Origin of the sequence: Kaistella sp. SH40-3 (assembly GCF_030686865.1) — a bacterium.
Classification (GTDB): Bacteria; Bacteroidota; Bacteroidia; order Flavobacteriales; family Weeksellaceae; genus Kaistella.
In genome coordinates this window covers 24,254-50,122 of the sequence record NZ_JAQYUS010000002.1, presented here as the reverse complement: position 1 = coordinate 50,122, position 25,869 = coordinate 24,254, and the positions used below count along the sequence as shown (strand labels likewise).

The 25,869-nt window shown below is 34.7% G+C and carries 25 protein-coding genes; 13 read left to right on the top strand and 12 right to left on the bottom strand.

Annotated features, from left to right (window positions below; all coding sequences use genetic code 11):
- Positions 1-50 precede the first annotated feature (50 nt).
- The 7 genes from PUH65_RS04020 (at position 51) to PUH65_RS03990 (ending at position 6,805) form a co-directional block, all read left to right on the top strand.
- Positions 51-1,913 carry a M1 family metallopeptidase gene (locus PUH65_RS04020; RefSeq protein ID WP_305518468.1) on the top strand — a complete coding sequence of 621 codons (1,863 nt, stop codon included), beginning with the start codon at positions 51-53 and terminating at the stop codon, positions 1,911-1,913.
- Between the two features lie 2 nt (positions 1,914-1,915).
- Complete coding sequence (locus tag PUH65_RS04015) at positions 1,916-2,416, top strand: PH domain-containing protein (protein ID WP_305518467.1); 501 nt, start codon at positions 1,916-1,918, stop codon at positions 2,414-2,416.
- A 106-nt stretch (positions 2,417-2,522) separates the two neighbouring features.
- On the top strand, positions 2,523-3,137 hold the full coding sequence (recR, locus tag PUH65_RS04010) for a recombination mediator RecR (protein WP_305518466.1): 615 nt from the start codon (positions 2,523-2,525) through the stop codon (positions 3,135-3,137).
- A gap of 18 nt (positions 3,138-3,155) precedes the next feature.
- Positions 3,156-3,695, top strand: coding sequence for a hypothetical protein (locus PUH65_RS04005; protein WP_305518465.1), 540 nt, complete (start codon positions 3,156-3,158; stop codon positions 3,693-3,695).
- Positions 3,696-3,707: 12 nt separating this feature from the next.
- Positions 3,708-4,517, top strand: a complete 810-nt coding sequence (locus tag PUH65_RS04000) for a glycosyltransferase family A protein (RefSeq protein ID WP_305518464.1) — start codon at positions 3,708-3,710, stop codon at positions 4,515-4,517.
- 63 nt (positions 4,518-4,580) lie between these two features.
- Positions 4,581-5,768, top strand: a complete 1,188-nt coding sequence (locus PUH65_RS03995) for an NAD(P)-dependent oxidoreductase (RefSeq protein ID WP_305518463.1) — start codon at positions 4,581-4,583, stop codon at positions 5,766-5,768.
- 26 nt (positions 5,769-5,794) lie between these two features.
- The gene (locus PUH65_RS03990; protein ID WP_305518462.1) at positions 5,795-6,805 is read left to right on the top strand and encodes a hypothetical protein; all 1,011 of its coding nucleotides are present in this window, start codon (positions 5,795-5,797) and stop codon (positions 6,803-6,805) included.
- Positions 6,806-6,879: 74 nt separating this feature from the next.
- On the opposite strand, the gene secG is transcribed toward PUH65_RS03990, so the two are convergent.
- Positions 6,880-7,230: a preprotein translocase subunit SecG gene (gene secG, locus PUH65_RS03985; protein ID WP_305518461.1), complete on the bottom strand. Its 351-nt coding sequence runs from the start codon at positions 7,228-7,230 to the stop codon at positions 6,880-6,882.
- Between the two features lie 304 nt (positions 7,231-7,534).
- Here secG and PUH65_RS03980 point away from each other — a divergent pair, with 304 nt between their 5' ends.
- Positions 7,535-9,862: an ATP-dependent helicase gene (locus tag PUH65_RS03980; protein WP_305518460.1), complete on the top strand. Its 2,328-nt coding sequence runs from the start codon at positions 7,535-7,537 to the stop codon at positions 9,860-9,862.
- A gap of 88 nt (positions 9,863-9,950) precedes the next feature.
- Here the strand turns inward: PUH65_RS03980 and PUH65_RS03975 are convergent, their stop codons facing one another.
- From PUH65_RS03975 to PUH65_RS03965, 3 genes are read right to left on the bottom strand one after another with little or no spacing between them, the layout of a single operon-like run.
- Complete coding sequence (locus PUH65_RS03975) at positions 9,951-10,232, bottom strand: hypothetical protein (protein WP_305518458.1); 282 nt, start codon at positions 10,230-10,232, stop codon at positions 9,951-9,953.
- Positions 10,156-11,574, bottom strand: a complete 1,419-nt coding sequence (locus PUH65_RS03970; protein WP_305518457.1) for a hypothetical protein — start codon at positions 11,572-11,574, stop codon at positions 10,156-10,158. The genes PUH65_RS03975 and PUH65_RS03970 overlap by 77 nt, the downstream gene beginning before the upstream one ends.
- Before the next feature lie 2 nt (positions 11,575-11,576).
- A complete protein-coding gene (locus tag PUH65_RS03965) occupies positions 11,577-12,062 on the bottom strand; it encodes a T9SS type A sorting domain-containing protein (protein ID WP_305518456.1) in 486 nt (161 codons plus the stop codon).
- A gap of 157 nt (positions 12,063-12,219) precedes the next feature.
- Here PUH65_RS03965 and PUH65_RS03960 point away from each other — a divergent pair, with 157 nt between their 5' ends.
- Positions 12,220-12,921 carry a LytTR family DNA-binding domain-containing protein gene (locus PUH65_RS03960; protein ID WP_305518455.1) on the top strand — a complete coding sequence of 234 codons (702 nt, stop codon included), beginning with the start codon at positions 12,220-12,222 and terminating at the stop codon, positions 12,919-12,921.
- Positions 12,922-13,086: 165 nt separating this feature from the next.
- Here the strand turns inward: PUH65_RS03960 and PUH65_RS03955 are convergent, their stop codons facing one another.
- The 4 genes from PUH65_RS03955 to rlmH all read right to left on the bottom strand — a co-directional run bounded on the left by PUH65_RS03955 (position 13,087) and on the right by rlmH (position 15,362).
- The gene (locus tag PUH65_RS03955) at positions 13,087-13,569 is read right to left on the bottom strand and encodes a serine hydrolase (RefSeq protein WP_370692013.1); all 483 of its coding nucleotides are present in this window, start codon (positions 13,567-13,569) and stop codon (positions 13,087-13,089) included.
- A 74-nt stretch (positions 13,570-13,643) separates the two neighbouring features.
- The gene (locus PUH65_RS03950) at positions 13,644-14,027 is read right to left on the bottom strand and encodes a DUF3037 domain-containing protein (protein WP_305518454.1); all 384 of its coding nucleotides are present in this window, start codon (positions 14,025-14,027) and stop codon (positions 13,644-13,646) included.
- Entirely contained in the window at positions 14,014-14,793 is a 780-nt protein-coding gene (locus PUH65_RS03945; RefSeq protein ID WP_305518453.1) for a HipA family kinase, read from the bottom strand. The genes PUH65_RS03950 and PUH65_RS03945 overlap by 14 nt, the downstream gene beginning before the upstream one ends.
- A 95-nt stretch (positions 14,794-14,888) precedes the next feature.
- A complete protein-coding gene (rlmH, locus tag PUH65_RS03940; protein WP_305518452.1) occupies positions 14,889-15,362 on the bottom strand; it encodes a 23S rRNA (pseudouridine(1915)-N(3))-methyltransferase RlmH in 474 nt (157 codons plus the stop codon).
- A gap of 30 nt (positions 15,363-15,392) precedes the next feature.
- Here rlmH and PUH65_RS03935 point away from each other — a divergent pair, with 30 nt between their 5' ends.
- Positions 15,393-16,388 carry a YihY/virulence factor BrkB family protein gene (locus PUH65_RS03935; protein WP_305518451.1) on the top strand — a complete coding sequence of 332 codons (996 nt, stop codon included), beginning with the start codon at positions 15,393-15,395 and terminating at the stop codon, positions 16,386-16,388.
- A 50-nt stretch (positions 16,389-16,438) separates the two neighbouring features.
- Here the strand turns inward: PUH65_RS03935 and nhaA are convergent, their stop codons facing one another.
- The 3 genes from nhaA to PUH65_RS03920 all read right to left on the bottom strand — a co-directional run bounded on the left by nhaA (position 16,439) and on the right by PUH65_RS03920 (position 20,398).
- On the bottom strand, positions 16,439-17,623 hold the full coding sequence (gene nhaA / locus PUH65_RS03930; protein WP_305518450.1) for a Na+/H+ antiporter NhaA: 1,185 nt from the start codon (positions 17,621-17,623) through the stop codon (positions 16,439-16,441).
- A 22-nt stretch (positions 17,624-17,645) separates the two neighbouring features.
- On the bottom strand, positions 17,646-19,850 hold the full coding sequence (locus tag PUH65_RS03925; RefSeq protein WP_305518449.1) for a bifunctional (p)ppGpp synthetase/guanosine-3',5'-bis(diphosphate) 3'-pyrophosphohydrolase: 2,205 nt from the start codon (positions 19,848-19,850) through the stop codon (positions 17,646-17,648).
- A gap of 107 nt (positions 19,851-19,957) precedes the next feature.
- Complete coding sequence (locus tag PUH65_RS03920) at positions 19,958-20,398, bottom strand: hypothetical protein (protein WP_305518448.1); 441 nt, start codon at positions 20,396-20,398, stop codon at positions 19,958-19,960.
- A gap of 164 nt (positions 20,399-20,562) precedes the next feature.
- Here PUH65_RS03920 and dacB point away from each other — a divergent pair, with 164 nt between their 5' ends.
- The 3 genes from dacB (at position 20,563) to PUH65_RS03905 (ending at position 24,174) form a co-directional block, all read left to right on the top strand.
- A complete protein-coding gene (dacB, locus tag PUH65_RS03915) occupies positions 20,563-21,936 on the top strand; it encodes a D-alanyl-D-alanine carboxypeptidase/D-alanyl-D-alanine-endopeptidase (RefSeq protein WP_305518446.1) in 1,374 nt (457 codons plus the stop codon).
- A gap of 10 nt (positions 21,937-21,946) precedes the next feature.
- Positions 21,947-23,113, top strand: a complete 1,167-nt coding sequence (locus PUH65_RS03910) for a HAMP domain-containing sensor histidine kinase (RefSeq protein WP_305518445.1) — start codon at positions 21,947-21,949, stop codon at positions 23,111-23,113.
- Between the two features lie 119 nt (positions 23,114-23,232).
- A complete protein-coding gene (locus tag PUH65_RS03905; protein ID WP_305518444.1) occupies positions 23,233-24,174 on the top strand; it encodes a hypothetical protein in 942 nt (313 codons plus the stop codon).
- 78 nt (positions 24,175-24,252) lie between these two features.
- On the opposite strand, the gene PUH65_RS03900 is transcribed toward PUH65_RS03905, so the two are convergent.
- Positions 24,253-25,866, bottom strand: a complete 1,614-nt coding sequence (locus tag PUH65_RS03900; RefSeq protein WP_305518443.1) for a M1 family metallopeptidase — start codon at positions 25,864-25,866, stop codon at positions 24,253-24,255.
- Between the last annotated feature and the right edge of the window lie 3 nt (positions 25,867-25,869).

Sequence of the window (25,869 nt, the reverse complement as noted above, 5' to 3'; positions counted from 1 at the left end):
GTTCGATTTTTTTGAACCGTTTTTTAATTAATAATATTTAAATAAAATTAATGCGTACCATCGTAACTTCGATACTATTTGTATTTTGTTCCATTCAAACCTTTTCTCAGGATTTATATACTCCCAGAAATATCGCCAAAGCCTATGAACAGAAAACCCGTTCACTTGACGGAAAACCGGGTTCGAATTATTGGCAGAATTCAGGAGATTACACCATCGATTTCAATGTAAACCCAACGACCAAAGTTGTTTCAGGAAATGAAACCATTATTTATAGTAACAATTCTCCAGATACTTTAAAATCAGCCGTCATTCGATTTGTAAATAATGTTCACAAACCAACTTCTCCCAGAGCAGCAAAAGCCTCACCTGATTTTTTAAGCGAAGGTTTGAAAATAAAATCGCTTTCCATTAATGGAGAAAACTACACGGTTAATTCTGAAGATTGGGAAACGTTCTATGATTTAAAATTGAACAAAGCACTTCTTCCGAACTCCAAAAACACCATTAAAATAGAATGGGAATTTCCTTTGTCAAAGCAAAATGGAAGGGAAGGTCAAATTGATGAAACCACATTTTTCTGTGCGTATGCTTACCCAAGAATTTCGGTCTATGATGATTATAATGGCTGGGATAAACTTCCACACAATGGTCGCGCTGAATTTTACAATGATTTCAGCAATTATAATATTTCTGTTACCGTTCCCAAAAACTACGTTGTTTATGCCACGGGAGTTTTACAGAATCCTGAAGAAGTTTTACAACCCGGAGTTTTAAAGAAATTTAAATATTCATTAATCTCTAATCAGGTGATTCACGTTGCTACAAAAGACGATATTGAAAAACAAAAAGTAACCAAGCAAAACGATTTTAATACTTGGAAATTTAAGGCTGAAAATATCACGGACTTTACTTTTGGATTGAGTTCAACTTATGTTTGGGATGCTTCAAGTGTGAAATTGAAATCAAAAAGAGTTAGCACGCAAGCCACTTATAATGCAGGAACAAAAGATTTTGAAAAATATGTAGAATGGGAACGATACAGCATCAAATGGTTTTCTGAAAACTGGCCGGGAATTGAATATCCTTTTCCAACCATGACCGGTTTCCAGGGATTTGCCGATATGGAATATCCGATGATGGTTAATGATACTGCGATTCCTGATGATTTTGCCGATTCTCGTCAAACCGTAGATCACGAAATTGCACATACTTATTTTCCGTTTATGATGGGAACCAATGAAGCGCGTTATGCCTTTATGGATGAAGGTTGGGTGACGGCTTTCGAATATTTAATTGGTGAAGCCGAAAACGGAAAAGCCTTTAATGATAAAATGTTTACTGATTTTCGCGTTAAAAAATATATCAATGATCCGTCAACAGAACAGGATCAACCGATTATCTCGATGAGCAGCCAACTGACGGGAATTGGTTACGGAAGCAATGCGTATATAAAACCGGCTTTCGCGTATTTATCTTTGAAAGATCTGCTTGGAGAAAAGTTGTTTAAAGAAACGCTTCATTATTATATGAATACCTGGAAAGGAAAACATCCGACGCCGTGGGATTTCTTCTACAGTTTTAATACTGGAAGTGGACAGAATCTAAATTGGTTTTGGAACAACTGGTTTTTCAGTAATAATTACATCGATTTAAAAATTAATTTGGCGGAAGTTTCTGGTAAAAATTTGAATTTAGCGATTGAAAATGTTGGTGGATTTGCCATTCCATTCGAAGTAGAAATTACGTATCAAGACGGAAAAATTTCTAAAAAACATATCACGCCTGAAATCTGGAAAAACAATAAATTGTATCAAACGGCGATTGAAGTAAATCAGAACGTAAAATCCGTAAAAGTCGATGGCGGAATTTTCATGGATTATACGCCGAATGATAATGTATATACTTTTTAAAAATGATGAATGTGAAAGAATTCAGCACTGCGAAAATGGATAACACAACAAAGATCATAACAGTAATTGTTTTGTTTTTTCTACTTCTGTTGCCATTTTCAACCTTCTTATCTGATCAGCCACAACCTGTCTTTTTAGTAACGAGTTTTGTTTTGATGTATGGCGCTATTTTTATTTCATACGGATTTATACCTAAAAGAATCGCAGTTTCTGATGATCAAATTTTAATTAAAAATTTATTTGGTCCAGTTTTAATCAACATTGATAACATCGAAACGATTGCTAAGATTGAAAAATTAGGCTTGAATTTGAGAACTTTTGGAGTTGGCGGACTGTTCGGTTATTTCGGCTATTTTAATGGTAAAGATGTTTGGTATGTGACCAACAGACATAAGAAAGTAAAGATGATTTTAAAGTCCGGAAAAGTATATATCATCAGCCCTGAAAATCCTGATGATTTTGTTAAAGAAATTGAAAAGAGAAAGAGTGAACTAGAACGGTAACAATATCGATTTATTGGTCTTTTTTCATTTTTAAAAAGCCCTAATTTCCCACCAATCTTGTACAACTAAACTTGCAAAATCTTTATTTAAACTATATTTTTGTGAAATGGATTATCCGAGCAAAGTATTAGCAAAAGCCGTAGATGAAATTTCTGGTTTACCTGGAATTGGCAAGAAGTCAGCGTTACGTTTGGCTTTGCATCTGCTCAAGCAACCCCAGAGTCAGGCGATTAGTTTGGGTGATTCTTTAAAAAAGTTAGTCACCGAAATTAAATATTGCAGAGATTGTCATAATTTTTCAGATTCCGAAATTTGCGAAATTTGTTCAAATCCTAAAAGAACTGAAGAGTTACTTTGCTTAGTAGAAGATGTTCGCGATGTTATGGCTATTGAAAATACAGGAAAATTCCGGGGAAAATATTTAGTATTGGGTGGTAAAATTTCTCCCATGGAAGGAATTGGACCGAATAAGTTGAATATTTCATCCATCGAAAAAAAGTTAGAAAGCGGCATCGTGAAAGAACTTATTTTCGCTTTAAGTGCCACCATGGAAGGCGATACTACAGCTTATTATATTTATAAAAGATTCAAAAATTCATCCGTTCGTTTTTCTACCATAGCTCGTGGGATTTCAGTAGGCGATGAGTTAGAATATGCGGATGAGATTTCATTGGGAAGATCGATTCAGAACCGTTTGCCTTATAGTGAAAGCAGTTCTTAATATTTACGAAAATTACCAATGCAACTACTCAATACTATTCCAGTTTCTATTAAAAATATCCTTCAAAAATGGGGTGTTTTTTTTATGTATCTCTTTGTTAATGGGTTGTTTGTAATAAAATATGGTGGCCAGTTTTCCTTGTATTTATTACCTATTTATATTATCGCTATTTTCTCCATTAGTGTACTTTACATTAAAAGTGATCTGAAAGAGATTATTTATAAATATTTATACTGGATTTTAGTGGCGGTCTTTTTCCTTTTTAGTATTGGACTCAATTATTATGTTGACGGAAATTCATTAAATGTCGACCGTTGGGACGCGATGGAAGTTGGGATTAAAGCCATTTTCAATAATGAATATCCTTATAATATTAAAGATTTCTTAGGCAGAGAATCCTCCAACTTACCCTTTTTAATGATCCTAGGAATGCCGTTTTATTTCCTGTTCGGAAGTGTTGGTTTCTTGCAATCGTTTAGTTTTCTCCTGTTCTCTTATTTGATTTTTAAAGTTTTTGATAATTATAAGTTTGATTTTCATTTTAAAAAGAAATTTTAATATCAACCTGAAATGATTTCCGTAGTTATTCCCATGTATAATGCAGAACTCGTTATTCTTAACGCTTTAGAGTCTGTAAAAAAACAAACTTTTCCAACGGAAAGATTTGAGATTATTATTGTGAATGATGGTTCTACCGATAAAAGTAGGGAAGTGGTTGAAAATTATATTCAGGAAAATTCAATTCTTAATATTAGCTTGATTAATCAAGAAAATGGTGGCGTTTCAAAAGCCAGAAATGCAGGATTAAAATTAGCGAAAGGTCATTATATCGCTTTGTTAGATGCTGATGACGAATGGTATCCTACGAAAATAGAAAGGCAAATGAGTTTCTTAGAAAGTAAAAAATTTGAAATTGATTTTCTGAGCTGTCGACGGAAAAACCACGATATCCTTTATCCCTATAAAGTCGGTGAAAATAATCTGGCGAACATTTCTTTCGGTAACTTAATGTTTAGAAATGAAACCCAACCTTCAACCGTTATTTTTAAACGAAAGGTTTTAGATAATAGTGGGTATTTTGATGATAATCAGCGATATGCCGAAGATTTAAATTATTGGCTGAAAGTTTCTGAGCATAACCAAATGTCGATTTTGAATGAAGAATTGGTTTTGGCTGGTGCCGGAAAAAGAACGTTTGGAGTTTCAGGTCTTTCCGCAAATTTAGAAGAAATGGAAAAAGGTTTTCAGAAAAATCTGAAAGAAGTTTTAAGCGCAAAAAGAATTAATTTTATAGAGTACGTAGGATATTATCTTTTTTATAAATTGAAATATTTAGTAAGAATCAGTCGGAATCAATTTTTGAAATTACAGGGAAAGTAACTACTTTTGAAGCACGTAACAGTTTTAAGATGGTTCATTTATAAAGAAAATATCTTTGTTTTTTTGAATAAGTTAAAATATAAAACCCGAACTTTGGGAAGTAACAAAAGCATGAGTTTGAAAAATATATTAATCACCGGAGGAGCCGGATTTATCGGTAGTAATTTAGCCCTGAAATTAGTAAGTCGTGGTTATAGTGTTACCGTTTTAGATAATTTATCGGAACAGATTCATGGTGCAAATCCAGAAAAATCTTCATTATATCAAAGTATTTTAGGAAAGGTAATTTTCATTAAAGGGGATATTACACAAAGAAAAGACGTAGAACAAGCAATTGAAGGTCAAGATGCAATTATACATTTAGCAGCAGAAACGGGTACAGGTCAGTCCATGTATTCGATTGAAAAGTATAATCATGTTAATGTTTCCGGAACAGCTTTGCTTCTGGATATTTTGGTCAATCAAAAGAACTCGGTTAAGAAAGTTGTTTTGGCTTCTTCCAGAGCGGTTTACGGTGAAGGAAAGTATGTTAATTCTCAATCGAAATCTTTTTATCCAAAGAGCAGATCTGTGGAATTAATGCAAACTGGAAACTTTGAAATGATTAATATAAGTGGTGAAATCCTAAAACCATGCGCAACTGACGAAAATTCAAAATTACATCCAACTTCTTTTTACGGATTAACCAAACTTCAGCAGGAACAAATGGTTAAAATGGTTTGTGAATCCATTGGGATTAATTTCGTAATTCTGCGCTACCAAAACGTTTTCGGCGTGGGACAATCATTGGTCAATCCGTATACTGGAATTTTATCTATTTTTTCTAACCTGATTTTAAACGGAAAAGCGCTCAATATTTTCGAAGATGGTTTAATGACTCGAGATTTCATTAACATCGAAGATACTGTTGAGTTAACTATCAGAAGTTTAGAATTAGCAATTGCTAATAACGAGACGATTAATATCGGAACTGGTATTGCGACCAATGTGTTAAAGGTCGCAAATGTTTTGGCAAATGCTTATGAAAAGAATGTTCCAGTAGAAGTTAGTGGCGATTTTAGAATAGGCGATATCCGGCATAATTTTGCAGATTTAGATCAAGCAAAGCGCCTTTTAGATTTTCAGCCAAAAGTGAGTTTTGAAAAAGGAATTCGGGATTTTACAAATTGGGTTTTACAGCAACCACGTATTGATAGTCATTTCAATCAATCTTTACAAGAAATAAAAGATAAAGGATTTTTGAAATCATGATTTTGCAACGTAAAAAAATACTGTTTTTGTCTGCTAACTTTTTCGGTTATGAACAGGCAATAGCAAAACGACTTAGGGAGTTGGGAGCAGAGGTAGATTTTTTTAATGAAAGACCTTCAGATTCCGTTTTGTCCAAAGGGATTATTCGGGTCAACAAGAATTTTTATTTCAGGAGAATTAATTCTTACTATCAAAAAATTAGAAAGGAGACCAAAACTCGGAATTATGATTTTTTTCTTTTGATCAAAGGAGAAACGATTCCATATTTTTTCCTGGAAAAATTTAAAAAATACCATGCTTCTGCAAAAATGATTTATTATTCCTACGATGCAGTAGAAGAATACCCAAAATCATTAAAACTCTATTCTTATTTCGACAAAAGTTTCACCTTCGAACCAAAAGACGCGCACCGATATAATCTGCATTTCAGGCCTTTGTTTTTTATTAATGATTATGCTAATTTAATTGAGAATGTTCCGCTCAAATTTGATCTCGTATTTATCGGTAGTGCGCATACAGACCGTTATTTAATCGGTGAAAAAGTTACTGATTCGTGTAATAAAAAAAATCTTAAAACCTATTTTTATTATTACGCACCAGGAAAAATTGCATTTTTATTAAAGAAAATTTTTGATCAAAATTTAAAGGAATTTGACATCAATAAATTGAGTTTCAAAAAACTAAAACATTCCGATATTGCTGAAATTTATGCACAATCGCGTTCTGTTTTAGATATTAATAAACCCTTTCAAGATGGTTTAACCATGAGAACTTTTGAGACTTTAGCCTCTGGTAAAAAACTTTTGACTACCAATACAGATATTAAGAATTATAGTTTCTTTAATGAAGATAATATCTTTGTCTTGGATCGTCAACAATTAGACGTTGATGCAGGCTTTTTTAAGTCAGATTTTAAGAAAATAAATCCCGAAATTTTAGAAATGATGACCTTGGATTCCTGGATCAAATGCTTATTTCTAGAAGACCAAGATGAGTATTGGAAAAAATATCATTCCACTTTTCAGACCTCCAATTAATTAAAATAATTATTAAGCCAAAAAAAGAGATATTCAATTGAATATCTCTTTTATATTTAGTAAAAATACTTCTCTTATTTATCTGCTGGAGCAGGAATCGGCATTGTTACGGCATTGTTAGTTCCAGGCGCAGTTTGAGGTGCTGGTGCTTCTGTTTTTGCAGGAGCCGCTTTCTGAAACGCTTGACTTGGTTTTGCAGTCAAAATAACGCTTAACAAAATCAATACAACGATAATAATTCCTAAAGTCCAAGTAGCCTTTTCCATAAAGTCATTGGTTCGCTGAACTCCGAATTGGGCAGAAGAAGTTCCACCGAAAGTTCCTGAAAGACCGCCACCTTTTGGGTTTTGTGCCATTACCATAATGATTAGTAAGATACTCGCAATCATGATAAGAACCATGAATAATGTAAATATAGTGCCCATTTTTTGTTCTGAATTTTAGTGTGCAAATATAAGATTATTTTTGTTAAATCTTTACTTTAATGAAGAATTGTTGCGTTTTTATAGAAATATATAAATTCTAATGAATTGTTAAAACATTAATTAAAATTAACCGTCTTTTCCTAAGTAAATATCTAAGTCATAAGTTTGAGGTTTTATGTTTTGTGAACTTCTGGTTACAATGAAGACTACAACTAATAGTGAATTTTTCTATATTTAAATTTAAAATAGTGATTTTTAAAAAGGCTATAAAATATGTACCTTTGTCAGTCAAATTTTTACATAAATGGAGTACTTAAAAGGATTAAATGAAGCGCAGTATGAAGCCGTAACAACACTTGAAGGACCTTTGATGGTGCTTGCTGGCGCTGGTTCCGGAAAAACCCGAGTTCTCACTATGCGTATCGCTCATTTGATTACCAACTTGGTGGATCCTTTTAATATTCTGTCTTTAACTTTTACCAATAAGGCCGCAAAAGAGATGAAAGAAAGGATTGCGAAAGTGGTTGGACAAAGCGAAGCAAGATCACTTTGGATGGGAACTTTTCACTCTGTTTTTGCCAGAATCTTACGATCGGAAGCACATTATATTGGTTTCCCTTCTAACTTTACAATTTACGATTCTCAGGATTCTTTAAATGTGATTCGAAAAGTTTTAAAAGAACTCAAAATTGATTCTGATTTATACAAGCCAAAGAAAGTTCAGGCAAGAATTTCTTCTTATAAAAATAACCTCGTAACGGTAAAAGCCTATTTCAATAATCCCGAACTTATGGAGGCCGATGAACGCGCCAACATGAAAAATATAGGGGCGATTTATCAAAAATATGTAGAGGTCTGTTTCCGAAATGGAGCCATGGATTTCGATGATTTACTTTTAAGAACCAATGAATTGTTGACCAGGTTTCCGGAAGTTCTAGCGAAATACCAAGATCGGTTCCGTTATATTTTAGTTGATGAGTACCAGGATACGAACCATTCGCAATATTTAATTGTGAAAGCTTTGGCGTCGAAATTTGAAAATATCTGTGTGGTAGGAGACGATGCACAATCGATTTACTCTTTCCGTGGTGCAAATATTTATAATATTTTAAACTTTAAAAAAGATTATCCCGATGCGGTGACCGTTTCATTGGAACAAAATTACCGCTCCACTCAAAACATCGTTAATGCTGCAAATGTGGTAATTTCGAAAAACTTACAGCAGTTCAAGAAAAATGTTTTCAGCGATAATGAAGAGGGTGAGAAAATTAAAATTTATCGTTCCCTTTCAGATGCTGATGAGGCCAATTTCGTAGCTTCTAATATTTGGGAACAACACAATTCTGATCAGAAAAGATTTACAGATTTTGCTATTTTATATAGAACAAATTCTCAAACCCGGGCTTTTGAAGATGCTTTGAGAAGGAAGAATATTCCGTATAAAGTTTATGGTGGATTGTCTTTTTACCAAAGAAAAGAAGTAAAAGATCTCATCGGCTATCTTCGGATTTTAGTCAATGAAAATGATTCTGAAGCGTTGACTCGGATTATCAATTATCCGGCACGTGGAATCGGGGAAACGACTCAAAATAAATTGATTGTCTTTGCAGATTCTCAAAATGTGTCGGTTTCTCAGGTATTAGATAATCTTGGTTTTTATGCCCCAAACTTAGGTTTAAATAATGGCATCTTAACCAAACTTGCAGATTTCTGGTCCATGATTAAAGCATTTCAGGTCATGTTAAAAACTGAAAATGCGTACAATGTGGCGATGGAAGTTGCCAAGAGAAGTGGAATTATTAAATTTTTAAAAGACGATCAAACACCCGAAGGAATTTCGAGAGTAGAAAACATTCAGGAGTTAATGAACTCTATGCAAGGTTTTATTGAAGAACAGCAGCAGTTAGAGGACGGTGACGCCTCACTTTCTAGTTTTTTAGAAAACATTGCATTGTCTGCAGATACGCAAACCGATAAAAATGAAGATGGTGACCAAGTTTCATTAATGACGATTCACCTTTCAAAAGGTTTAGAGTTTCCAGTTGTTCACGTGGTTGGTTTAGAGGAAAATCTATTTCCAAGTTTTATGAGTTCTTCCACGCGTGAGGAATTAGAAGAAGAACGAAGATTGTTTTATGTAGCCTTAACTAGAGCAGAAAAGCAAGTGTTTTTTACGTATGCAGTTTCCCGTTTTCAGTGGGGGAAAATAACGAGTGCGGAACCTTCCCGTTTTTTAAGTGAAGTTGATGAACAATATCTGGAATTTATTAATCCAGCAACTGAAAGTCGTTTCATGAATAATTCTGGTTTAAAATCGAATATTTTCGATGATGAACCTGCAGAACCGAGATTCTTTAAAAAGAAAGAACCGAAGAAAACCATTGAAAAAAATGAGCCTACTCCGATTCCACAAAATTTAAAACCGGTGGCCACGGCGAGAATCATTAATCCAAGCGGAAACTCTTCGCAAGATATCGAAGTTGGAGACCGCGTTCGGCACGATCGTTTTGGTGTAGGAGAAGTTATTTTCCTGGATGGAACGGATGCGCAAAATATAAAAGCAAAAGTGAAATTTCAGCATGAAGGCGAAAAGAACTTGATTCTGAAATTTGCGAAACTGACGAAGATTTAATTAGTAATTTTCTCGGACTATAATAAAAAAAGAGCTTTCAATTTGAAAGCTCTTCTGTTTATTGGTTTTAAAAGATTTAACTTTTTTGTTAATCCACCATTGTTGGCTTGGGTGGTAATTTTATATCGGTATTTTGTTTTTTATACGCTTCATTCTCTTTTTTTGCTTGTGTTTCTTGCGCTGCACGCTGTTTATCTGCTGCTTGAACTTGAACTTTGTATTGATTGTATGGAATACCGTTTACCAAGGGATTATGCGGATCTTCTTTACTTATGGTTTGCACTTTGCTGATTTTATCCGCATCTGTTTTTTGAGCGTAAATAATTGTTGTTCCTATTATGAATGCTGAGGTGATGATTACTTTTTTCATGATATTTTATTTTTTTATTTGTGAAGTAAGTTGATAGCGAAAAGGTAGAACCACGAGAAAATAAACTATTCGATGGCTTGCCAAATTGTAAACATTGGATTTTCACCTTTTGTCCTTTAAGCAATTTCTTTTCTAATTTTACAGAAAGATCACTGTAATATTGTCCAATAACTGCACTATTACCATATGCGTTTTTTCTTGATAACTCATCTATTAAAATAACAAGAGCCGTTTGATCTCCATTTACTGTGTTTTTTTCTAAATAACCTATTTGTGCCATGATAGAGTAATAACCTGTAATGGGAATTGTGTATTCTCCCGTTGTGGTATTGTAATTAGCACCGCCCGTTTCTTCAATACCTGTCCAAGAATTGATTGTTGATGTAATTCCAAGCGGTATTACTTGATTACTTCCGTCAAGACTGCTAAAATGTACAAACGGAGTAACAAGATCTTGCCAGGTTGCATTTCCCAAAGCATCACTTGCTAAGACTTTACCATCACCTTCTCCAATATTGTATAATTTTAAAGGTCCGTAAGTAAATAAAGCGGTCCCGGTATTATTTGACTCAAAAGAACCAGCTGTACCAGTACCGTAAGAAGATCCACGAACGGATGTACCAGTATCGGTGGAACCATAAACTCCATAAGCGTTCAGTGCGAAACCATAAACTCCAGCACCTCCATTTCCTGCACCTATTACGTAACCATTTACTCCAGCAGAAAAAATTCCATCTGGGTTAGAATTTGCCGAACCTAGTACTCCAATACCACTACCACCAGTAGAATTATTTTTGCCACTAATTGCAGCAGCAGTATTTGTTAAAGAGGTATTTTCAAAATATCCAGCTTGATTTATGGAAGCACCTGTATTTGATATTTTAAAGGGTATTGCATCTGCAGACGATGTTCCCGCATAAGGCAAAGTAAAACCCGAATCACTTCCAGATTTTTTCGCATAAAGAGCGTAAGGAACGCTTAAGAGTTGTGTTGTTCCAGCTATGGAATAACTTGTTCCACCTGCAGGATCGGTTTCTGTTTTAATGAAATAAGAATCTGAAGACCAGTCAATTCCAGAAATAGTTCCAGTGATTACGGTTCCAGAGCCAATTTGAATTGATATTAATCCATTAGCATTCGTGGTGGGAGTTTGAGATTCTGAATAAACTACTGTTCCAGCAGCAGACGTTTTCAAGACGCTGATTTTTACTCCAACTGTAGCGTTTGTAATTAAAGTACCAGAAGCATTTCTAATAACAGCTTGGTAAGAAAGTTTTTCCGGTGCCTGTGCACTAATGATAATGCAGAAAAGCAATGCGAAGATTTGTAGTGATTTTTTCATGACTATTTGTTTTTAATTATTTTAAAGGTTTTTACCATTTTTCCCTCACGCGAAATAGAGAGCATATACAACCCGGAGGAAAGAGTGGAAGTGTTAATTTCTGTTTTCAGGTTTTTCAGTTCTCCTTTATTGATAATTCTGCCAGTTCCATCAAATAATTGATAAGAGGATTTTTCTAATTTTTCAGAATTAAAATCAACAATTAGAAAATCTTTTACAGGATTAGGATAAACGGTGATTTTGTTCTGTAAAGAATTTTCATTGGTTGCGAGCGGGAAAATTTCATAAGGTTGTTGAACTCCCGCATTTACTTTTCCCGTTGCAGATTCCTGGGTCTCGTAAAATATTTGCCCTACTGAATAGGCGACTGATCCAGCAGCAGACTGGGCATTGTTCCCCGCTGCTAAAATGGACTGCTGTGCTTCACAAATTCCAGAGATACTTATGAACAGCACCATTAGGATTGAAGATAAATAGTAGTTTTTCATCGTTTTTAAAGTTAGGTTAATTAGTATTTTGGTGATGTAAAGTTTTACCTTTTTTAGAAAGTAAACAATACCAAATCGACGAACGACATTTTAAATAGATGAGCGGTGAAGTTTCAACCTTTTTCATTAAATTTGAAGTAAACTATAACCTAATGTAATGAAAATCAATGCTGTTATTGTCGATGATGACGAGATTGACCGATTGACGGTTTTATCGTTTGCCAAAAGATTTCCTATTTTAAATATCATTGGAGCATACGCTTGTGCAGAAGATGCATTGGAAGCAATTGCTAATAATAGTATAGATATATTGTTTTTAGATATTGATCTTCCAGGTAAATCAGGCGTTGAATTGCGAAAAAGCGCCAAAGACATTCCTGCATGTATTTTTATCACCTCGTATCCGGAATTTGCTGTTGAAAGTTATGAACTTGATACTTTAGATTTTATTGTAAAACCCATTAAATTAGACCGTTTCGAAAATGCGATTAAACGCGTTGAAGAATTTATGGAAATAAGACAAAAGGCTGATTTGTTTGAATCGAGTATTGGTGGCGATAATATTTATATTAAAGAAGGCCATGATCAGACGAAAGTAAAACTCCACGACATTCTTTATATCGAAGCATTGAAAGATTATTCCCTCATCATTACGACCCAGAAACGACATTGCGTCTTATCGAGTATTGGCAATCTCTTGAGAGAATTTCATTTTCAGTCATTTATAAGAGTTCACAGGAGTTTTGCTGTTCAAAAACAATTTGTTCATAAAATAAGTACCACCGAGATTATTTTGAGCAATGAAATGGTAATCCCAATCGGACGTAGTTTTAAAGAAAATGTGAATCTACTGGTATGAAATGGTTTTTACTTTTTTTAAATTTAATGGCCTGCGTGTTTTTAAATGCACAGCAAAAACCTAATTTAAAAAAGTATAAATCCAGTTACGATAAACTCAAAGCCTGGGAGAATTACTGCAAAGCCATAAGCGAAGAAGGAAATTACCATCTGCTAACCGACGCTGCTAATCATCTAATCCAGAGGTCATTGTTAAAAGATTTTTGCAGGTAATCAGATTTTCTTTTGCTAAAGGTTCGCTTGTCCACCCAGTTCCGATATAAGTTGAAACTTTATTATTAACATTAATGTATCCTTCCTGCGCTGCAATTCCTGTCACAGCCGAGGTAAGTGTTTTGCCTGCGCTTGCCCAATACCAAGGCGAAGTAGAAAGATGTCCATCGAAATAATTTTCCATCACAATCTTGCCGTTTTGCAGAATCATAAAACTTTTAGAATGTTTCAATTCCAGATAATCCAGTAAATCTTGAACTTTCGAATTGTTCCATCCTAAACTTGCAACGGATTTTGTTTGCCAATCATTTCCCGAAATTGGTGGAAAATACATGGCTTCCGATTGAGGGTTTTCTGGTGGTAAAGAATATTCGTCAGAACTGCAGGCAAAAAAAGTAGAAAGCAGGAGGAGTAAGATGAATCTTTGAAGTTTCATGGCGTTTTTTTAGTGATAACTTTAAGATTATAAAAATTGGAATTAGTCAAATTAAGTAATCAGTTTTAATGAAGTTATTTCACCAATTCCAAAAACAACCTTTCAAATGTTTCATCTAAATCCACAGTTTTCCCTGGGTGCGGACGGGAAGTCTGAATCACGGAACTTCTAACCGCCGTCAACCATCGGAATCGTTCGGGAATATCGAGCAGAGCGATTGGTCCGCCTTCTTTTTCGCCTTTCACAACGTGTTTGAAATTTTCTAAATTTTGAAAAACATCCTGGTAATCGAGTTCGGGATTCATCGATTTAAATTTCTCGTTACAAAGATGGAATTCAAAACGAATGTATTTTTCCCTCTTCGAAAACATGATTAATCCGATATTGAAAAATTCTTCTCTTTCAACTTTCGGAACGAGGCGAATGACGGCGTATTCGTAAATTTTATTTTCTTGCATTTTTCGCTTCGTTTATAAAGTTTACAGAATGATCGCGGCGTGTTTTCAAAAACTTGAAATACACTTCTTTTATTTGTTCCGGCGAATCGTCGGTGTCCTTCCAGTCCAGCCAATCCAGTGGAATTAGTTCTACAATGGCGTGTAAAATTTCATCGGTTAAAACGGATTTCGCAAACTGATCTGCTTCGTCCAACATGGTGGCTTGGGAAAGGAGTACGTGATCTTTTATATAAGCAAATGGACTTAAAGCATGTTTCTCAAAATTCATCCAGGAATGATGAAAATATAAAGATGCGCCATTATCAATCACCCATAATTCTTTGTGCCACATCAAAAGATTGGTGTTCTTGAAAGTACGGTCGATATTTGTAATGTAGCCATCCAACCAAACAATTTTTGAAGCCAGAAGTGGGTCAATCTTAACCGAAGGGTCGTATGCAATCGCACCGGATAAAAAGTGGAGTCCTAAATTTAAACCTTCCGAAAATTTCAGTAAATCCTGAATTTCTTCGTCTGCTTCTGCCCGTCCAAAATCCACATCGAGGTTGGCGAAAACCAATTCGGGAATCGGTAAACCTAACACCTGCGCAATTTTTCCGCCCAGTAATTCAGAGATCAACATCTTCACGCCGTGACCTGCGCCTCGAAACTTTAAAACATATTTAAAATCATCATCGGCTTCTGCCAGAGCGGGCAAAGAGCCGCCTTCTCGCAAAGGCAGAATATAGCGCATTACCGTAACGGTTCGTAAGGACAAATCTTCCATAGGTCACAAAAATAAACATTAAAAACTTTATAAATAAATAAAATTAAAAGTGAGAAGTAAAAGCCGTAAATAATTAAATTTTAGAATAAATCTAATTAATCATTGTGATAGGGTTTTCCCTGAAGAATCTGGTCAGCGCGATAAATTTGTTCTACGAAAAAAAGACGAATCATTTGATGCGTAAAAGTCATTTTAGAAAGCGACATTTTTTCATTGGCTCGCTCGTACATTTCATCTGAAAAACCATAAGCACCGCCGATGATGATTGAAACTTTCTTTACCGAGGAACTCATCCAACTGTCGATTTTAGCCGCAAATTCACGACTGGTAAACTGTTTTCCTTTTTCGTCGAGCAGAACAACCGTGTCAGAATTTTCAATAAGATTGAGGAATAATTTTCCCTCTTCCTTTTTGAGTAAATCAGGACTTACGTTTTTGGCGTTTTTTACATCAGGAATTTCGATGATCTCAAAATTCCAATATTTTGGTAAACGGTTTTGATAATATTTTACCAGATTGGTAATTTCTTTATCATCGGTTTTGCCCATGCAGACTAAATTAATTCGCATTTCTTATCTTTGTTTTGCAAATATAAATTAATGGGCATTAAAACTCCGCAATTCATCATTAAAATAAGAGATTTTCTGGATGAGATTCACATTCCCTTTTTAGGGATTTCTCTTTGGAAAATGTTTGAAATTTATGGACAAGGTGTTTTCAAAATGCAGATTGGCCGAAGCGCTGCCAGTATTTCCTGGAGTTTCTTTTTGAGTTTATTTCCCTTTATTTTATTCCTTCTTTCGTTGTTGCCGTACCTTCCGCATTACGATAAACTACAGTTTTACATTTTTGAAGTGCTGATGCACAATATATTACCTGCGAATATGCAAAGTGATGTTACCGGTTATATTCAAAATTTTATTATTCCAAATATTAAAAACATCAGTAATCTGACCATTGTCTTTGCCATGGTTTTCGCTGTTAATGGAACGCATTCTTTGATTAATGGTTTTAATATCAATACCAATTTGCAAAGAGGAGCCGTAAAAGAATATCTTGTTGCATTCGTCATCACCATTGCGTTTATTGTGCTGATTATCGCTTCTCTATTGGGTGTTTATTACAGTGAAGTCGTACTAAAATTATTCACTCCTGAAATTAATATTTCCTGGTTGGTCGATAATATGTCGAAAATTATTGGGTTTATTTCGTTCCCGATTTTCTACTTTATATTGCTGGCTTTATTTTATTGGGTAGGTTGCTTAAAGATTACCACTTTTAAACAGGCGATTCCGGGTGCGATTTTAACCACGATTTTATTTGTTTTACTAACGTATTTTTTTGCAATTTATGTAAGGAATTTCGCGCGTTACAACGTTTTGTATGGTTCGATTGGAACGATTATTTTGGTTATGGTTTGGGTAAATATCAATATCATCCTCATTCTTTTAGGAAATGAACTGAACATTGCCATCAAGAGAGTTCGGGTCGAAAAAATGATTGCGGAGGAAATGACGTCCAGTAATTTGCAGTTCACTTCAGATATGGATTCAGAAGCCGATGAAATCGAGGATCGTCATCACATTAAAATGTAACTATAAAAAGAACATGTGATGATAATTTCCATTAACAAAAAGGAAATTTATTAATTTTCTGCTTCTTCCAAATTCTCTCTTTTCTTTCCAATATACCTTAACAAAGAATAACCTGCGAACCCTGAAATTATGGACGCAACCAGAACGGCAAATTTCGCTTCATCCTGAATTTCTGCGTGTCCTTTAAAGGAAAGTAAGGCAATGAAAATCGACATGGTAAAACCAATTCCAGCCAGAAGTCCGGCACCCAACATTTGAGACCAGGAACTTTTATCGGGCAAACTGCTTATTTTTAGTTTAATGAAAATCCAGGAAAATAAGTTGATTCCAATGATTTTACCAAATACGAGTCCTAAGATAATTCCGTAACCAAAGTTGCTGAACAGTCCATCAACCATTCCATCTTTAAAGGTGATATTGGTATTTGCCAAAGCAAAAATCGGCATGATGAGGAAGTTAACAGGTAAATGTAATTTCTGCTCCAGTTTTTCTAAAGGTGATATTTCAGTTTCAGAAGTATTTGTTGGGATTGTAAACGCCAATAAAACGCCCGCAATCGTTGCGTGAATTCCCGAATGATGCATGAAGTACCACAAAAATAAACCGGGAATAAGATAGAAAATATGCTTCTTAAATTTAAATAAATTCAGCAATATTAAGATTACAACCATCAAGGCGCTTAATCCTAAATAATCCCAGTGAAGTTGGTCGGTGTAGAAGATCGCAATTACCATAATTGCTCCTAAATCATCCACGATTGCCAAGGCTGCTAGAAATATTTTCAAAGACAATGGTGCGCGTTTTCCCAGCATCGAAATGATGGCTAAAGAGAAAGCAATATCTGTTGCCATCGGGATTGCCCAACCTTTTCCGTACTCTGTTCCGTGGTTGAAAAAATAGTAAATCAGTCCAGGAACAACCATTCCGCCAACCGCAGCAATAATGGGAAGCGACGCTGATTTAAACGTTGAAAGTTCACCTTCTACGATTTCTCTTTTAATCTCTAAACCTACGAGTAAAAAGAAAATTGCCATCAAACCGTCATTAATCCAAATACTCAAAGGATAATTGAGGTGAAATAAATCAGTTCCAATTTGGGTATCCAATAAATTTTGAAAGGAAACTCCCATTGAGGAATTCGCGATCAGAAGCGATACCAGCACACAAAGAATTAAGATGATTCCCGAGGATTGTGAACTGTGAAGAAATTTTTTAAAATAGTCGGTAATGAGCATAGATGTTTTTTAGAAGGTGTTTTTACATTCGTTTTACACGAGAAACACCGTTAATGTTTTTAAGTTGTTTGAAGGTTTCGTCTAATTGGCTGCGGTTTCTTACTTCTAGATTAATGCTGCCCAAGAAGACACCGTTATTCGATTCAATCGACATGCTTTTCATGTCCATATTCATATTATTACTGATAACAGCTGTGATGTCGTTGATCATTCCCATTCGGTCGAGACCTTCAATTTCAATTTTGATTCTGTTTTTGAAACTTTCTTCGTTCACCCATTTTGCGGGTAAAACTCGGTAATCGTACTGAGCACGAAGGTTGATGGCGTTCGGACAATTGTCATTATGAACTTTAATTCCTTCGGAAATAGTGATGAATCCAAAAATTTTATCGCCCGGAATTACACTGCAACATTTTGCATATGAGTAATTCATTTTCTGTTCATCTTTACCGAAAACAATCATATCGAGATTGGTTTCCGGCGTTTCAGAATAGACTTCATTTTTGGCCGGCGACTTACGGAAACGCTGCATGATATTACTGAAGATTCCTTTGCCTTCCGTATATTTTTTAATGTCGCCAATGTCTAAATCACCGTTTTGAAATTTCAGAAATAATTCCTGGGAACTTTTTAAGTCGAAGAATTTCTGCATCTTATTCAGTTCCTCATCATTGAAATTCAGTTTTGCATGGCGCATTTTTCGCTGCAAAATTTCCTTTCCTTCCTCAACTAAGGTGTTTTTTTCTGAATTAAGAATTGCTTTAATTTTCGATTTTGCTTTTGAAGTCACCACAAAATCCAGCCAGTCAACTTTCGGTTTTTGGTTTTGTGAGGAAAGAATATCGACTTGGTCACCGTTCAACAGAACATAAGAAATCGGTACTAATTTACCATTCACTTTTGCGCCCAGACATTTCGTTCCTAAATCGGAGTGAACTGAAAAAGCAAAATCCAAAGCGGTAGAACCGATTGGCAGAATTTTTATTTCACCTCTTGGTGTAAAAACAAAAACTTCTTTTGAATATAAATTGAGTTTAATGTCATCTAAAAGTTCCGTCGTAGAAAGTGATTCCTGATTTTCTAAAACTTCACGGATTTCTCTGACCCAACGTTCGAAGTTTTTTTCATCAGAAGTTTGTCGAAATCCTTCTTTGTATTTATAATGTGCCGCAACTCCTTTTTCTGCGATATCGTCCATTCTTTCGGAACGAATCTGAACTTCGATCCATTTTTTGTCTGGACCTAAAATCGTAAGGTGCAAACTTTCGTAACCTGTGGAACGCGGCTGCGAAATCCAGTCGCGCATTCTCTGTGGATTGCTGTGATAAAGGTCTGTAACGATCGAATATATTTTCCAGGCGAGAAATTTCTCGTTCTTCGCATCGGATTTATAAATAATTCTGATGGCGTAATTATCGAAAACTTCATCAAAAGAAACGCCTTGTTTCAGCATTTTCCGGTAAATAGAAGAAATTGCTTTTGCCCGACCTTTAATCGAAACATTTAGATTTTCATCTTCTAACTGTTCGAAAACTTCTTTCTTAAATTCTTCAATATATTTTTCTCTACTTTCCTTGGCAAGTTCTAATTTCTCAGAAATATCAAAATAAACTTCAGGATTATTAAACTTTAACGAAAGATCTTCTAACTCAGATTTGATATTGTATAAACCGAGACGGTGGGCGAGTGGAGCGTAAATATAAACAGTTTCCGAAGCGATTTTTTTCTGCTTTTCCGGTGTCATACTGTCCAGCGTTCGCATGTTGTGAAGCCGGTCCGCAATTTTAATTAAAATCACGCGGAAATCTTCGGAAAGTGTCAATAAAAGTTTACGGTAATTTTCAGATTGAATCGAGATATTCTGGTGATTCATGACCGAGATTTTGGTCAAGCCATTTACAATATCGGCTATTTTTTTTCCGAATATTTTATTAAGATCCTCGTAAGTGTAATCAGAATCTTCAATAACGTCGTGAAGCAAAGCGCACGCAATTGATGTTGCACCCAATCCAATTTCGTTCGCTACAATTTTGGCAACCTCAATCGGATGATAGATATACGGCTCACCGGTTTTTCTCCGCTGATCTTTATGCGCATCTAAGGCAATATCAAAGGCTTTTCGAATGAGTTTATTCTTTTCCTCATCCAAATTACGATAGGTATTCGTAATCAAATCTTTGTACCTCGCGAGTATTTCTTTATTTTCCTGTTCTAAATCGTAAACCATTTGTGAAAGCCAATTAAGACACGAAATTAAGAAAAAATGAGCAAATATTGAGTTAAAATTGTAAATAATAATTCCGTTTCATTATCTCTGAAACGGAATTATTTTTTTTATTCTTTTTTACCGAAAACTACTTCTGCATTTATCCCTTCAGATTGACCGCGATAATTATTGTCTAACGGTTTGTAAATTTCTGCTTTTGCACGCAGGGAAACAATTTTTTTTAGGTATTCTAGAGATCTGGCTTCTCGGAATTTGATGTTTTGGAAATAGTTTTCATGAATACATTCATTATTAGAAAAAACCTTTTTAACTATTTCCATCTGTTCTGGAGTTTTAATTTTTACACTAACTACTAAACTATCATCTTCTAACGTTGTTTTATCCTTAAAAAAATATTGCCATATCGACGTTTTTACTTCTTTAGGAATATGCCTATCATGCACGTAGGTAATATATTCAGAATTACTGAAACCTGCATTTTCTAAGTCTTTGGCAATTGCGTGAGACTCGCTTTGGCTTTTAAATAAGCCCGTGATGATTGTTGCCATTTTCTAAATTTTTGTTTTACTATGCAAAGTTTAGTAATTTAATGTGAAAAATGCAACTAAATTCGATAGTTATTATATATCCTTTACTGCTATAATGATTATTTGTTAAAGTCTTTAACAGTGCAAAAAAAATATTTCTTTATATTTGAAAATAAAAAGTGATTATGAACAAGTTGGTTCCTTTTGTTCTGTTAGTTTGCCAGTTTTATTTCACGCAAAATATTTCCCAAAGTTTAGATTTAGCAACCAAAAAACTGCTGTCTTCTGCGCCTGCATATTCTGCGAATTTATCAATTTATGTTGCTGATGAAAATGGGAATTTCATCTACGAAAACAATGGAAATAAAGGACTTTCAACAGCATCAACCCAAAAAATATTTACGGCTGCTGCTGCATTGGAAACTTTAGGAAAGGATTTTCAATTCTTAACAACAGTTAACTATTCAGGTAAACTTTCAAATGGAAAATTAGAGGGTAATCTTTTGATCACTTCTACTGGCGATCCCACGCTTGGGAGTTGGCGATATGACGGTTATAAGCCCGAAAACTTTAAACAAAAATTAATACAATCTTTAAAGGATAAAGGCATCTCTAAAATTGCTGGAGATCTCATTATTGATGATTCCTATTTTGATTTCCAAACCATACCGGGTGGCTGGCCTTGGAATGATTTGGGGAGTTATTATGGCACGGGAGTTTGGGGAGTTAATTGGCGAGAAAATCAGTTCGATATCCAAATGAATGGCGGCGAAATTAAAAATATCAATGTTGATTTACCCAATGTTTCCTGGGTGAACGATATAAAAACAGGTGGCAATTCTGATCAAAGTTTCATCTATACTGCACCACATTCTGAGGTCGCTTATATCAATGGAAAGTTACCTGCCAAAGGAGTTACGGTTTCTGGAGCAACTCCAAATCCGCCCTTAACTTTAGGACAGGAAATCAAAAATTGGTTTGCTGAATCTGGAATTGAATTCAATGGAAAAATCACCTCGAGGTCACAACAAAGAATTGCGGGAGAGAAAAAAACTGTAATACTCAAGAATAATCTTTTGCTGGAATATAAGTCGCCGACTTTAGATAAAATTATTTTTTGGTTTATGCGCAAAAGTGTGAATTTTTACGGTGAAACTTTAATTAAAACTTTAGGAAAAGAAAAGAAAAATGAAGGGAGTTTCGAGGCAGGAATTTCTTATTTAAAAGATTTTTGGAAAGCGAAAGGAATTAACCCTGTTATGATTAACTTTGCCGATGGGAGCGGACTTTCACCGCAAAATTATGTTTCAGCAAGAGCAGAAGTACAGTCTTTACTTTACAGCAGAAAACAAGTTTGGTTTAATGAGTTTTATGATGGATTTCCCACGCAAGCAAACGGTATGAAAATGAAAAGTGGAACCATGAAAGATACCAAATCATTTGCAGGCTATCATACCTCCAAAGGCGGTAAAAAATATGTTTTTGCGGTCATTATTAATAATTATGCAGGCGGTAATATTAGCGATGCGCTTTATCAGGTTCTTAATGTTTTGAAATAGGAATGTTTTAATGAAGAAAAGAGGAGTTTTTTCCAAGCTCAATAACTGGATTATTTATATTTTGCTTACTGCTGCTGTTGCCGCAGTGGTTGTTGCCTCCGTAATTCTTATTGATTATCTGAGAAAGGAAGAGATTAAAAGAATCGAACTTTTCGCAACGGCCATGAAATATCTGCAAGAAGAAGGCGCTCAGGATCCCATGATTTTAGATTTAATTCTACAAATTAATGAATCAAACAGTACAATACCAATCATTATTACTGATAAATATAAGAAACCATTAGGTGTAGATTTTCAAAGAAATATTCCGGAGAAAATCCTGAATAATCCAAAAAAAATGCAGGCTTTGGTGAATAAGATGGCGAATTCTTATAAACCGATTGAACTGCAAATGCCCGATGAAAATAATCAGTATGTTTATTATACCAACTCCGATTTACTGAACAATTTGCGGTATTCGCCTTATATTTTAGGCTCTTTGATTTTGGCTTATATTTTCTTTTCTTTTTGGTTTTTGCGAACGATTAAAAAAACTGATGAAGGTTATGTGTGGGCTGGTTTGGCTAAAGAAACCGCGCATCAAATCGGAACTCCTTTATCATCCATGATCGGTTGGATCGAGATTCTTCGTATGGAAAATGAAAACAGTGTGGGTGTTAAAGAAATCGAAAATGACATTAATCGACTGAAAACGATTTCTGAAAGATTTTCAAAAATAGGTTCCGTTCCAGAATTGAATGATTTGAATATTAATGAAACGGTAAAACAGAATTATGATTATTTAAAATCGAGAATTTCAAAAAAAGTAATTTTCATGTTGATTCTTCCAAAAGAGCAAGTTCTGATTCCACACAACCGAATTCTATTGAGTTGGGTTATTGAAAATATTGTGAAGAATGCCGTAGATGCCATGAAAGGTGAAGGGCGCTTGGAAATTGAATTGTACGAAAAAAATAAAAATACGGTCATCGATATTAAAGATTCCGGTTCTGGTATGACAAGAACTCAGGCAAGAAATGCTTTTAAAGCAGGCTATTCTACTAAAAAGAGAGGGTGGGGATTAGGTTTGTCTTTAGCAAAAAGAGTTGTTAAAGAATACCATCGCGGTGATATTAAAATCGCAGTAACTGAAATAGGAGTTGGAACTACTTTTAGAATTACCATGAGAAATTCTTAGTTTTTAAAAACCCATTAAATAATTTTCGTCATTATAGGTGAAAATACGGTTTGTTATTCGTAAGTAATATGAATTAATTTGTATAAATTCGTATAAAACAAACTAAAAACCTATTGAAAATGAAAAAATTAATTCTGTCCTGCTTTCTCGCAGGATCTGTTTTAGCGAACGCGCAAATTTTTGATCTATTAAAAAATACAGTAAAAGACAAAGCGACAAACATTGTTGGCGACAAAGTAATTGGTGCGATCACAACCGAAACCATCACGACTAATTTTAAAGACTGTAATAAAATAGATGTTAAAAATGCAGACTTTGGAAAAAATGAAAAATATACTAATCTCTGTAATATTCCTTTCTCACCTTCTGAAGGTTATCTTCTAAAACCCGGATTTTATACAATCGAACTCAAAAGTTTTTGTCTGCATGCCGGAACTTACGCGCCGAGCAAAGGCGATGGTTATTTGTACGGTCCACTAAAAGGGCAGAAAAAAGACCTGGTTAATTCGCTTATTAAAAATTGGTATAACAATCAAGATATTCCACAACAAAAAGTACAATCGCTGGTTTGGGGCGTTATTGCCAAATCAAGTTTTAAAAACATGAGTCCAGATTTGCAGTTAGTTGCAACAAGGCTATTAAGCAAAAATGAATTGCTAAGTTTATCTAAAATGGGTTTAGATTTTGTGCCCGCAAGTGTGATGTCTAAAGCGAAAGGTAATTTGCCAAAATCAGTTCAAATGGTTTTAGAAGCTGAAAATCAAATTAGAAGTTTTTTCAGTTCTTCTTCCTCAAATTATTCAGAATTAGAAAAACTTGCTTTGCTTACAGGCGTAAATCCTGTAACGTCGGAAATTTCTTACGGAACCTGGGGACTTCATCCAAATGGATATTGGACTTCTTACCAGCCACATGGTTACCGACAAATGACCGTGAGGATTTTTGTACCAAACACCCTAACTTCTGTTAATTATATTCCTTCTGATGATGTAGCAGTGCCTGCAAACACAGGGAGCCAGCGATTGATGGTTTCAGATGTTTTGAATTGTAATCCACAATAAATTTAGTTGGATATAAATTAAAATGCCGCTTCATAAAGGAGCGGCATTTTTCTTTTTAAAAGAATATTGATTTTGCTTTTAATCTTGAGGAGAATAATAGATGTAATAATTTTGATCAAAATGAACAGGATTTGCAGATTTTAATTTCACTGTTTGCCACTGATCGGTTGGATTTATTTCTTGAGTTCCATTAATTCTAATGGGTAGTTTTAAGTTTTTTACAGCCGCATCATATCTAAACTTCAACGTATTTCCAGTTTGTGAATATTGCAATGTTGGGATTTGAGTCGTTCTTAAATATTGATCAAAAACGGTAGAGAAATCAATTCCTGATTTTGCGGAAATGTAATCTTCAACTTGTTTCGTAGTCACTGTTTGGTGGTAGAAATCTTTATTTAAACCTCTTAATATTTCTCTGAATTTTTCATTGTTATTGATAACCTGGCGAATGGTATGAATCATGTTCGAACCTTTGTAATACATATCGCCACTTCCAGATTTCGCCACGCCGTAAGGCGCAATAATCGGTTCATCGTTTCTGATGTTTTTTCGAATTCCAAACACATATTTTTCAGCCGACGCTTTATCCATATAATTCTCTACAAATAGTGTTTCAGAATAGTTAGTGAAACTTTCGTGAATCCACATATCTGCTTTATCTTTTGCTGTTATATTATTAGCGAACCATTCGTGACCACTTTCATGAATGATGATGAAATCCCAGTTTAAACCAACGCCACTTCCAGATAAATCCCGACCTAAATATCCGTTTTCATAGTTGTTTCCATAACCCACACCACTTTGATGTTCCATGCCGAGGTAAGGCGTTTCTATTAATTTAAAAGAATCTTCATAGAAAGGATAGGGTCCAAACCAATATTCAAACGCTTTCATCATTGGTTTAACTTGCTGAAATTGTTTTTTTGCTTTTGCTAAATTATAATTCAAAACCCAATAATCGAGATCGAGTTTTCCTTTTTCTCCTGCATAACTTTCTTTAAAATTTACATATTTCCCAACATTAGGAACGATGGAGTATAGGTTGATCGGGTTTTTAACTTCCCAGGTATAAACGATTTTATCTTTATCTGCTTTCGTAGCAATTAATCTTCCATTTGCAACGCCGACCAAATCTTTAGGGGTAGTGATTTTCATAATCATACCATCATCAGGTTCGTCGCTCCAAATATCTTTTGATGGTAACCAAACCGAAGCGCCAATTCCTTCTTGTGCTACGGACATCCAGGGGTTTCCCTGATTATCTTTTTTGAAAACCCAGCCGCCATCCCAAGGTGCATTTTTTGCAATAATCGGATTTCCAAAAAACTGAATGGTGAATGAATGTGTTTCTCCTTTTTTGTACTCTTTTTTAGTTTGAATGAAAATAAAATCACCGTCTCTTTTCGAGGAACATAATTTTTCGTCGGAATCAATGATTTTATAATTCATCGGTTGTTGTAAATCGATTTGAAATAGAGGATTGCTAACATCTTTCGTTATTTCAAAAGTAATTTTATTGGTTCCAGAAATCGATTGATTTTCAAATTTTGGTTCCACTGAAATTTCATATTTTTTAACATCCCAAAAATTCCGGAATTCCGTATTAGAACCTTTCAGAGTATCTTGTTTTGTAAATTGCTGAGCAGATAAAATTCCAGAGATCAATACAAAAAGAGCAAGCGTTTTTTTCATTTC

What these genes read in the sequence shown, in the direction of transcription:
- PUH65_RS04020 (WP_305518468.1), top strand. Translation starts at nt 51, where the DNA reads ATGCGTACCATCGTAACTTCGATACTATTTGTATTTTGTTCCATTCAA.
- PUH65_RS04015 (WP_305518467.1), top strand. Translation starts at nt 1,916, where the DNA reads ATGATGAATGTGAAAGAATTCAGCACTGCGAAAATGGATAACACAACA.
- recR (WP_305518466.1), top strand. Translation starts at nt 2,523, where the DNA reads ATGGATTATCCGAGCAAAGTATTAGCAAAAGCCGTAGATGAAATTTCT.
- PUH65_RS04005 (WP_305518465.1), top strand. Translation starts at nt 3,156, where the DNA reads ATGCAACTACTCAATACTATTCCAGTTTCTATTAAAAATATCCTTCAA.
- PUH65_RS04000 (WP_305518464.1), top strand. Translation starts at nt 3,708, where the DNA reads ATGATTTCCGTAGTTATTCCCATGTATAATGCAGAACTCGTTATTCTT.
- secG (WP_305518461.1), bottom strand. Translation starts at nt 7,230, where the DNA reads ATGGGCACTATATTTACATTATTCATGGTTCTTATCATGATTGCGAGT.
- PUH65_RS03980 (WP_305518460.1), top strand. Translation starts at nt 7,535, where the DNA reads ATGGAGTACTTAAAAGGATTAAATGAAGCGCAGTATGAAGCCGTAACA.
- PUH65_RS03975 (WP_305518458.1), bottom strand. Translation starts at nt 10,232, where the DNA reads ATGAAAAAAGTAATCATCACCTCAGCATTCATAATAGGAACAACAATT.
- PUH65_RS03970 (WP_305518457.1), bottom strand. Translation starts at nt 11,574, where the DNA reads ATGAAAAAATCACTACAAATCTTCGCATTGCTTTTCTGCATTATCATT.
- PUH65_RS03965 (WP_305518456.1), bottom strand. Translation starts at nt 12,062, where the DNA reads ATGAAAAACTACTATTTATCTTCAATCCTAATGGTGCTGTTCATAAGT.
- PUH65_RS03960 (WP_305518455.1), top strand. Translation starts at nt 12,220, where the DNA reads ATGAAAATCAATGCTGTTATTGTCGATGATGACGAGATTGACCGATTG.
- PUH65_RS03955 (WP_370692013.1), bottom strand. Translation starts at nt 13,569, where the DNA reads ATGAAACTTCAAAGATTCATCTTACTCCTCCTGCTTTCTACTTTTTTT.
- PUH65_RS03950 (WP_305518454.1), bottom strand. Translation starts at nt 14,027, where the DNA reads ATGCAAGAAAATAAAATTTACGAATACGCCGTCATTCGCCTCGTTCCG.
- PUH65_RS03945 (WP_305518453.1), bottom strand. Translation starts at nt 14,793, where the DNA reads ATGGAAGATTTGTCCTTACGAACCGTTACGGTAATGCGCTATATTCTG.
- rlmH (WP_305518452.1), bottom strand. Translation starts at nt 15,362, where the DNA reads ATGCGAATTAATTTAGTCTGCATGGGCAAAACCGATGATAAAGAAATT.
- PUH65_RS03935 (WP_305518451.1), top strand. Translation starts at nt 15,393, where the DNA reads ATGGGCATTAAAACTCCGCAATTCATCATTAAAATAAGAGATTTTCTG.
- nhaA (WP_305518450.1), bottom strand. Translation starts at nt 17,623, where the DNA reads ATGCTCATTACCGACTATTTTAAAAAATTTCTTCACAGTTCACAATCC.
- PUH65_RS03925 (WP_305518449.1), bottom strand. Translation starts at nt 19,850, where the DNA reads ATGGTTTACGATTTAGAACAGGAAAATAAAGAAATACTCGCGAGGTAC.
- PUH65_RS03920 (WP_305518448.1), bottom strand. Translation starts at nt 20,398, where the DNA reads ATGGCAACAATCATCACGGGCTTATTTAAAAGCCAAAGCGAGTCTCAC.
- dacB (WP_305518446.1), top strand. Translation starts at nt 20,563, where the DNA reads ATGAACAAGTTGGTTCCTTTTGTTCTGTTAGTTTGCCAGTTTTATTTC.
- PUH65_RS03910 (WP_305518445.1), top strand. Translation starts at nt 21,947, where the DNA reads ATGAAGAAAAGAGGAGTTTTTTCCAAGCTCAATAACTGGATTATTTAT.
- PUH65_RS03905 (WP_305518444.1), top strand. Translation starts at nt 23,233, where the DNA reads ATGAAAAAATTAATTCTGTCCTGCTTTCTCGCAGGATCTGTTTTAGCG.
- PUH65_RS03900 (WP_305518443.1), bottom strand. Translation starts at nt 25,866, where the DNA reads ATGAAAAAAACGCTTGCTCTTTTTGTATTGATCTCTGGAATTTTATCT.